The sequence below is a fragment of the uncultured Oscillibacter sp. genome (assembly GCF_900544955.1).
Classification (GTDB): domain Bacteria; phylum Bacillota; class Clostridia; order Oscillospirales; family Oscillospiraceae; genus Oscillibacter.
This window is the reverse complement of record NZ_UQXD01000007.1, coordinates 63,351-71,411: the sequence shown is the minus strand read 5'-3', so window position 1 is coordinate 71,411 and position 8,061 is coordinate 63,351. Positions and strand designations below refer to the sequence as shown.

Below are 8,061 nucleotides of genomic sequence, written 5' to 3'. Positions count from 1 at the left end.
GCTGTCCACCAGCAGCACGGTGCCCCCCTCGGCCACGCCGTTGAGCACCGCCTGACCCAGGGCCTCCCCCAGGTCCCGGGCATCCGTTCCCACCCAGGCGGCGGCGCCCGCCGCCGTCATGTCGGTCTCCATGGTCACCAGGGGCACCTTAGCCGACGCCGCGGCCACCGCCGTCTCCAGGGCCGCCCGGTCCGCGGGCACCAGCAGCACCGCCCCGGCGCCGCCGGCGGTCTCCCGCTCCAGCAGCTGCGCCTGCTCCGCCGCGTCGTTGGAGGCGGCGGGGGTCAAAAACCGCACCTCCACGTCCAGGTCCGACGCCGCCTGCTCCATGCCCTGCCGGGCGTTGGCCCAGAGGGCGGTGTCCGCCTCCCGGAAAATCACGGACAGCTCCAGCAGATCCGGCCGGCTGCGGCTCTGGCTGGGGGGATAGGCCAGCAGCGTGAACAGCACGCACAGCACCAGCAGCGGAATCACCAGCTGCCAGAGCACTCTGCGCCTCATGCCTCTCCCTCCTTCCGATAGCGCCTGGCCTCCGCCTCGTCCAGGGCGGGCAGACGGATGCGCACGGTGGTGCCGGCGTCCGGCTCGCTGAGGATGGTGAGGCCGTAGGCCGGACCGAAGGTCAGCCGGATGCGCCGGTGGACGTTGCGAAAGCCGATGCCGGAGCCCTTGGCCCCCTGCACGCTGGCGGGGCCGCCGGCATCCAGCAGCCGCTCCACCACCTCCTGGGGCATCCCGGGGCCGTTGTCCGCCACCTCGATCACCACATCCGCCCCCTCCCGGAACGCCCGGATGTGGATCTCCCCGTCGCCGTCGGCGTAGGCCATGCCGTGGTAGATGGCGTTTTCCAGCACGGGCTGGACAATGAGCTTGATGGTGTAGAGGTTCTCTACACCATCCTCCGCCGTCAGATCGGCGGAGAATTTGTTTTTATACCGCATTTTCTGAATGGTGAGGTAGTGCCGGGCATGCTCCAGCTCATCGGCGATGGGGATGACGCTGCTGCCCCGGCTGAGGGAGATGCGGAAGAACCGGGCCAGGGAGGTGAGCATCACCACCGCGTCCTCCGTCCGGCCGTTCTCCGTCATCCACACCACGGAGTCCAGGGTGTTGTACAGGAAGTGGGGGTTGATCTGGGACTGGAGCACGTCCAGTTCGCTGCGGCGCTTCTGCTCCTCCTGCTGGATGATGTCGTCCATCAGGTGGCGCAGGGTGGAGACCATGGACTGGATGGAGTGGCTCAGGTGCTCCACCTCGTAGGGCCCGCCCACGTCGAAGTCCACCGCCCGGCTCCCGGCCTCCAGCTCCTTCACCGCCCGGTCCAGCTTTTTCACCGGGGCGGTGATCCAGCCGGAGAGGCGCAGGTTGGCGAAGACCAGCAGGTAGACGGAGAAGAAGACCACGAAGAGGAAGAAGAGGACCAATTGGCCGTAGTTGTCCCACACCGTCTCCGACGGCACCACCCCCACCAGCTTCCACCCGGTGTAGCCCACGGTCTTCACCGTCACCTGGCGGCTCCGGCCCTGGAAGGTCTCCGTGTGGCTGCCGTCGGCGTAGGAGGCGGCGGCGCGGTTGTTCTCCTCCAGCAGTCCCGCGTAAATCAGCTGCTGGCGGGGGTGGTAGATGATCTCCCCGCCGCCGTCGATGAGGTAGAGGTAGCCCTGCTGGCCCCCCAGGTCCACATCCTTGCAGATCTGCTCAATGCCGCCAAAGCTCATGTCCACCAGCAGCACGCCGCTCTCGATGCTGCCGTTGCGGGTCAGCTCCACCTGGCGGCTGAGGGACACCACCCACCGGTAGCGGTAGTCCGGGTCCTCGAAGAGGTTTTGCACGTGGGGGGTGGAGAAGTGGAGGTTTTCAATCTTCTGCTCCGCCGTGGCAAACCAGCTCTCCCGCTCCGGGGCCACGCTGTTTTTCAGGCCCGTCAGGGGGGTGGCGGCGATGAGCCCCCCCTCCCGGGAAAAGACGGCGATGGACACCAGGGAGTCCCGGCTGCCCTCGTAGAGCAGCTCCAGCGGCTCGTCCAGGGAGGCCTCCCCCAGGTCCGTGTCCTTGATGACCCGGTAATAGGCGGTGTCCGAGATCCGCATCATGCTGCGCAGGTAGCCGTCCAGGTTCAAATTCACCTGGGCCAGCACCCGGCGGCTGCTCTCCGCCATCTGGGCGTTGGTGGTGTGGGAAAAGCGGAGAAAGAGAGTCAGCCCCAGGAGGACCATGCCCGCCACCGCCACGGCGGTGAAGGACAGCGAGAGCACCATCTGGATGCTGGAGCGGTGGTACAGCGCCCGCCACCGCGCCGCCAGGCCGGCGAAGAATCGTTTCACAGGGGGTCCTCCTCTCCCCGGGCCCGGGGACTGCTCACCCGGCCCGGTATTTGGTGGGGGTCACGCCGAAATGGCGTTTGAAGACGTAGCTGAAGTAGTTGGGATCCTCGTAGCCGCAGGTCTGGGCGATGAGGTAGGTCTTCTCCTCCGTGCCCCGCAGCAGCGCGGCCGCCGCCTCCATCCGCACCACGGTGACGTAGGCGGTAAAGCTCATGCCGGTCTCCCGCTTGAAGAGGGTGGAGAAGTAGGCGGCGCTGAGGTGGAGGTAGGCGCACAGCCGCTCCACGGAGAGGCCGCTGTCCCCGTAGTTGCGGCTGATGAACGCCTTGGCCCGCTCCACGGTCCGCCCGGCGGTGTCGGTCCGCTGGCGGCGGATCAGGCTCTGGATGCGCAGGCACCGCTCCAGGCACCAGTCCCCCAGCGCCTCCGGGGAGGGGAAGTCCCCGGCCTGCATGGCGCCGGTGAAGCCGGGGCCGAAGACCTCCTCCAGCGGGAGGTCCGCCCCCCGGGCCAGCTTCAAAAGGCCGGTCAGCAGCTCCAGGAAAAACAGCCCGCACTGGGCCATGGGCAGTCCCGCCGCCCGGAGGCGGGACGTCAGGCGGGCCACCTCCTCCCGGACCTCCGCCTCGCCGCCCAGCTTCACGGCGGCGGACAGCGCCCGCTCGTCGTTTTCGTCAAAGGACAGCCGGGCGCCGGTGTCCGGCTCCAGATCCCCGATGTAGATGGTCCGGCCGGTCCCCACGATGCGGCGGTAGTCCAGGGCGCTGCGGGCGCCCTCCGCGGACTGGGGCAGGCCCGCCGGCTCGGCGCAGGGGGCGCCCACGCCCACCGTCACCGTCAGCCCCAGGTAGCTCTCCGCCAGGGAGCACACCCGGTCCATGGCCCCGATATAGTCGTAGATGGACACCACGCCGTGGAAGCTGGAGAGCACCGCCAGGGCGTCGTTGTAGAGAAAGGCCTTGCTGCAGCAGCCCTCCAGCGTCAAATGCTCCTCCAGCAGCTGCTGGACGGAGAGGGCGGGGAAGGTGCCGCCGCCGGTCTCAATGTGGACCAGGGCGGCCACCCAGGCCTCGCCGGAGAGGTCAATCTCCAGCCGGGTGGCCCGTTCCGCCTCCTGCCCCGGGGGGATGCGGCCCTCCAGCAGCCGGGTGTAGTACAGTTCCCGCAGCACCGGCAGGCTCTCCTCGTACCGGCTGCGCAGCAGCTCCACGTTCTGCCGCTCCGTCCGCTCCGTGTCCAGCTGGGTCTTCAGCTTTTGCAGCACGGCGGTGAGCTCCGCGGCGTTGATGGGCTTGAGTATATACTCCGAGACGTTCAGCCGCACCGCCTGCTTGGCGTACTCGAAGTCGTCAAACCCGGAGAAGATCACGAACTTGGAGGCGGGCAGCCGCTCCGTCAGAATGCGGCACAGCTCCAGCCCGTCCATAAAGGGCATTTTGATGTCCGTCAGCACCAGGTCCGGCTCCAGGGTCTCCGCCAGCTCCAGGGCATCCCGGCCGTTTTCCGCCTCCCCCACCAGGGTGAAGCCCAGGCTGGCCCAGTCCATCTTGCGGCTGATGCCCACCCGGATATCCTCCTCGTCGTCCACCAGCAGCACCCGGTAGAGCTCCATCTTCCGTCACCATCCTTTTCCGTCAGTATACCACAGGGAGAAGGCCGGTGAAAAGACAAATATGGAGGGCGTGCGGCCGCACGCCCTCCATCCGCAGGGAAGGGGGAGGTTGTTACTTTTTCACCAAGTACTTCCGCATGTCCAGCGCGCAGGCGAAGAGGATGATGGCGCCCTTGATGAGGTACTGCAGATCCTGGGGCACGCCCACCATGGTGAGGCCCACGAAGATCAGCCGCAGCATCAAAACGCCGATGACGATGCCCCGGATCTTGCCGATACCGCCGACGAAGGAGACGCCGCCGATGACGCAGGCCGCGATGGCGTCCAGCTCGTAGTTCAGGCCGGTGTTGGCGGTGTTGGAGCCGATGCGGGCGCCCTCGATGAAGCCGGTGAAGCCGTACATGGCGCCGGCCAGGGCGAAGACGGCGATGGTGGTGGCGAAGACGTTGACGCCGGAGACCCGGGCGGCCTCCTCATTGGAGCCCAGGGCGAACATGTTCTTGCCGAAGGTGGTCTTGTTCCACACGAACCACATGACGGCGGTCAGCACCACGGCGAAGAGCACGTAGTTGGGGATGGGGGTGCCGCGGATGCTGAACAGGCTCCCCTTGACGAAACCGGTATAGGACGCGTCCAGGTTGGAGATGGCCATGCCCTTGTTGTTGCCCTGCTGGACGTACAGCAGCAGGAAGGTGTACAGAATCAGCTGGGTGCCCAGGGTGACAATGAAGGGATGGAGCTTAAACTTGGCCACAAAGAAGCCGTTGAAGCAGCCGATCAGAGCGCCGATGATCATGGAGATCACGATGACCACGGGGATGGGCAGCGTGCCGATCTCCGGCCACATCTTGTTGGCCAGGTTGGCGGCGTTTTGCAGCAGGGAGGCGGAGACGCAGGCGGTGAGGCCCACGGCCCGGCCTGCGGACAGGTCGGTGCCCGTGAGGACGATGCACCCGCCGATGCCCAGGGCGGCGGGCAGGTAGGCCGCGGTCTGGGAGATGATGTTGATGACGGAGGCCGCCTTCAGGAAGTTCTCGTTGATGACGGCGATGTAAATGACGGCGATGACCATAATGATGATCAGCGCGTTGTTCAAGAGCAGGTCGCCCACCCGCTTGGCGGTCCAGGGCTGCTTGGCCGCGGTCTGGGCCTGGGCCTCTTTTTCCATGGTCTTGGATTCGTTACTCATAGGGGTTCTCCTCTCCTTACACGTATTTGGCCGCCAGGGTCAGGATTTCCTCCTGGCTGGTGGTCTTGGCGTCTACCTCGCCGGCCAGGCGGCCGCCGGACATCACCAGAATGCGGTCGCACACGCCCAGCAGCTCCGGCATCTCCGAGGAGACCATGACGACGCCCTTGCCCTCCTTGGCCAGGTCGATGATGAGCTGATAGATCTCGTACTTGGCGCCCACGTCGATGCCCCGGGTGGGCTCGTCCAGCAGCAGCACCTCGGGCTTGGTGAGCAGCCACCGGCCGATGATGACCTTTTGCTGGTTGCCGCCGGAGAGGGAGCGGATCTGGGTGGACTGGCCGGGGGTCTTGATGTGCATGGCCTGGATGGACCAGTCCGTGTCCTCCTTCATCTTCTTCTCACTGAGGCAGAAGCCGCCGATCAGGTAGCTGTTCAGGTTGGAGATCACCGTGTTCTCCCGGATGTCCCGGATGCCGAAGATGCCGGTGGCCCGGCGCTCCTCCGTCAGCAGGGCGAAGCCGTTTTTGATGGCCTCCCGGGGGGATTTGTTCCGGATCTCCTTTCCGTGGAGGCGGACGGTGCCGCCGCCCCGGGTCATAGAGCCGAAGAGGTTCTCCAGCACCTCCGTCCGGCCGGAGCCGTCCAAGCCGGCGATGCCCAGAATCTCGCCCTTGCGCAGCTGGAAGCTGGCCTCCTGGAGCCGGGTGTACTTGCCGGAGAGACCCTCCACCTCCAAAATCACGTCGCCGGGAACGTTGTCCTTGGGGGGGAAGCGGTTGGTCAGCTCCCGGCCCACCATCAGGCGGATAATCTCCTCCATGGTCAGCTCCTTGGCCGGCCGAGTGGCCACCCAGGTGCCGTCCCGCATGATGGTGACCTCGTCGCTGATGCGAAGAATCTCCTCCATCTTATGGCTGATGTAAATGATGCCGCAGCCCTTGCTGCGCAGCATGTTGATGATGCGGAACAGGTGCTCCACCTCCACCTCCGTCAACGAGGAGGTGGGCTCGTCGAAAACGATGATCTTGGAGTTGTAGCTGACGGCCTTGGCGATCTCCACCATCTGCCGCTGAGAGACGGGCATGGTGGACATGATGGCCTTGGGGTCCACGCGGACCTCCAACTCGTCGAAAATCTCCTGGGTGCGCTTGCGCATGGCGGATTCGCTGACCATGATGCCGCCCACCTTGGGATAGCGGCCCAGCCAGAGGTTGTCCATGACGCTGCGGGTCAGGGCCTGGTTCAGCTCCTGGTGCACCATGGCCACGCCGTTTTCCAGTGCCTCCTTGGAGCTTTTGAAGTTGATCTCCTTGCCCTCCAGCTGAATGGTCCCGCTGTCCTTGCTGTAAATGCCGAAGAGGCACTTCATCAGCGTGGATTTGCCCGCGCCGTTCTCTCCCATGAGGGCGTGGACCGTGCCCGGGCGGACGGTGAGGGACACCCCGTCCAGCGCCTTGACGCCGGGGAATTCCTTGATAATATTCCGCATTTCCAGCAATGCCGGCTGCTCCATATGCGTTCTCCTCCTTTGTTGCTCCCTTCGTGCGGAGCTTCTGCCTCGGCCATGGAGGGGCATGGCTCAGGCAGAGGCTCCACCGGTGGACCGGCCTGGCGGCCGGGTTTTGCGACAAGCGGGGCTGTCGAAATCGACAGCCCCGCTCAATCGGTCGATGGGTAAGCTGGGGCGAAAGCCGATGGAGGCTTATTCGCCGGTGTAGGTGCCGTAGGGCACACGGATCTTGGCGACCTTCACGGTGCCGTCTTCGTTCTTATCCACGTTGTAGCCGTTGGCCTCGTCGATGCCGTTCATCAGCTCGGCGCCGCCCTGCACGTTGCCCACCAGCGCCAGGATGGTGGCGGCCATGCCCTCGGCGTCCTGCTTGATGGTGCCGGTCATCTTGCCCTCGTTGATCAGCTGCTTGGCGGAGTCGGTGGCGTCCACGCCGAAGACGGGGATCACGGTGGAGGTGGGCTTGCCGTCCTCGTCGTTGCCCAGGTTATAGCCGGCGCCCTGGAGGGCGGAGACGGCGCCCTCGGCCATGCCGTCGTTGTTGCAGATAATCAGCTCCACCATGTTGCCGTTGGCCTCGGAGTACTCGGGCAGGATGGTGGCCATGTAGTCGTTGGCGGCCTGCGCGGACCACTTGCCGCCCTGGTCCACCAGATACTTGTCAGAGGCGGAGGCGTTGTAGTAGGCCAGCTCGGCCTTGCCGGCGGCGGTCAGGACGGCGTTGGCGTCCTCCACGCCGAACTGGGTGCGGGCCTCGGCCTCGGCGTTGCCCTCCTGGCCCTTGAACATGACGTAGGAGATGACGCCGTCGCCGTTGAGGTCCACGGCCTCATAGTTGTCCAGCAGGTACTCGCCGATGAGCTTGCCCTGCATGTGGCCGGCCTCGGGGGCGTCGGTGCCCACGAAGGCGCACTTCTCATAGCTGTTCACCACGTCGTCGGCAACCTCGCGGTTGAAGAAGACGATGGGGATGCCGGCGGTTCTGGCCACTTCCACGGCGTTCTGGGCCGCGTCGGGAGAGGAGGTCTCCACGATGTTGACGATCAGCAGATTGGCGCCGTTGGAGATGGCGGTGTTGATCTGGTCGGTCTGCTGGGCCTGGTTGCCCGCGCCGTCATAGTTGTTAGGCTTGACGCCCATGCCGGCAAACAGGTTGTCCATGGCGTTGCGGACGCTGGAGATGTACACGTCGGAATAGTCGTAATAGAACACGGCCACGTTCAGCTCGCTGGCAGCGGGCTCCTCACTCTGGGGAGCGTCCGGGGTCTGGGCGGGCTCGTCCTTCTTGCCGCCGCAGCCGGCCAGCAGGGTCAGCATCATGACGGCGGAAAGGGCAAGCGCAAAAAACTTCTTCATCATGGTTCCTCCTATGTCAATCTTGATTCCGGGGCGCGCCGGGGCGCACTCCGTTGGACTAGCCTCA

The 8,061-nt window shown here is 65.5% G+C and carries 6 protein-coding genes; all 6 read right to left on the bottom strand.

From position 1 onward, the window contains the following. Positions 1-501: substrate-binding domain-containing protein (locus tag QZS21_RS03230; RefSeq protein WP_295580222.1), on the bottom strand; the 501-nt coding region annotated here is incomplete at its 3' end. Further along, a complete protein-coding gene (locus tag QZS21_RS03225) occupies positions 498-2,258 on the bottom strand; it encodes a sensor histidine kinase (protein ID WP_295580227.1) in 1,761 nt (586 codons plus the stop codon). The genes QZS21_RS03230 and QZS21_RS03225, both read right to left, overlap by 4 nt. Before the next feature lie 100 nt (positions 2,259-2,358). Beyond that, positions 2,359-3,936: a response regulator gene (locus QZS21_RS03220; RefSeq protein ID WP_295580220.1), complete on the bottom strand. Its 1,578-nt coding sequence runs from the start codon at positions 3,934-3,936 to the stop codon at positions 2,359-2,361. A 112-nt stretch (positions 3,937-4,048) separates the two neighbouring features. Then, the gene (locus tag QZS21_RS03215; RefSeq protein WP_295580218.1) at positions 4,049-5,125 is read right to left on the bottom strand and encodes an ABC transporter permease subunit; all 1,077 of its coding nucleotides are present in this window, start codon (positions 5,123-5,125) and stop codon (positions 4,049-4,051) included. A gap of 16 nt (positions 5,126-5,141) precedes the next feature. Beyond that, complete coding sequence (locus QZS21_RS03210) at positions 5,142-6,641, bottom strand: sugar ABC transporter ATP-binding protein (protein WP_295580215.1); 1,500 nt, start codon at positions 6,639-6,641, stop codon at positions 5,142-5,144. A gap of 189 nt (positions 6,642-6,830) precedes the next feature. Next, positions 6,831-7,994 (bottom strand): galactose ABC transporter substrate-binding protein, encoded by a 1,164-nt coding sequence (locus QZS21_RS03205; RefSeq protein WP_295580213.1) that lies wholly within the window; start codon positions 7,992-7,994, stop codon positions 6,831-6,833. Positions 7,995-8,061: the final 67 nt, after the last annotated feature.

Bases quoted from the DNA above. Each gene is read 5' to 3' on its own strand.
- QZS21_RS03225 (WP_295580227.1), bottom strand. From the start codon at position 2,258: ATGGTGCTCTCGCTGTCCTTCACCGCCGTGGCGGTGGCGGGCATGGTC.
- QZS21_RS03220 (WP_295580220.1), bottom strand. From the start codon at position 3,936: ATGGAGCTCTACCGGGTGCTGCTGGTGGACGACGAGGAGGATATCCGG.
- QZS21_RS03215 (WP_295580218.1), bottom strand. From the start codon at position 5,125: ATGAGTAACGAATCCAAGACCATGGAAAAAGAGGCCCAGGCCCAGACC.
- QZS21_RS03210 (WP_295580215.1), bottom strand. From the start codon at position 6,641: ATGGAGCAGCCGGCATTGCTGGAAATGCGGAATATTATCAAGGAATTC.
- QZS21_RS03205 (WP_295580213.1), bottom strand. From the start codon at position 7,994: ATGAAGAAGTTTTTTGCGCTTGCCCTTTCCGCCGTCATGATGCTGACC.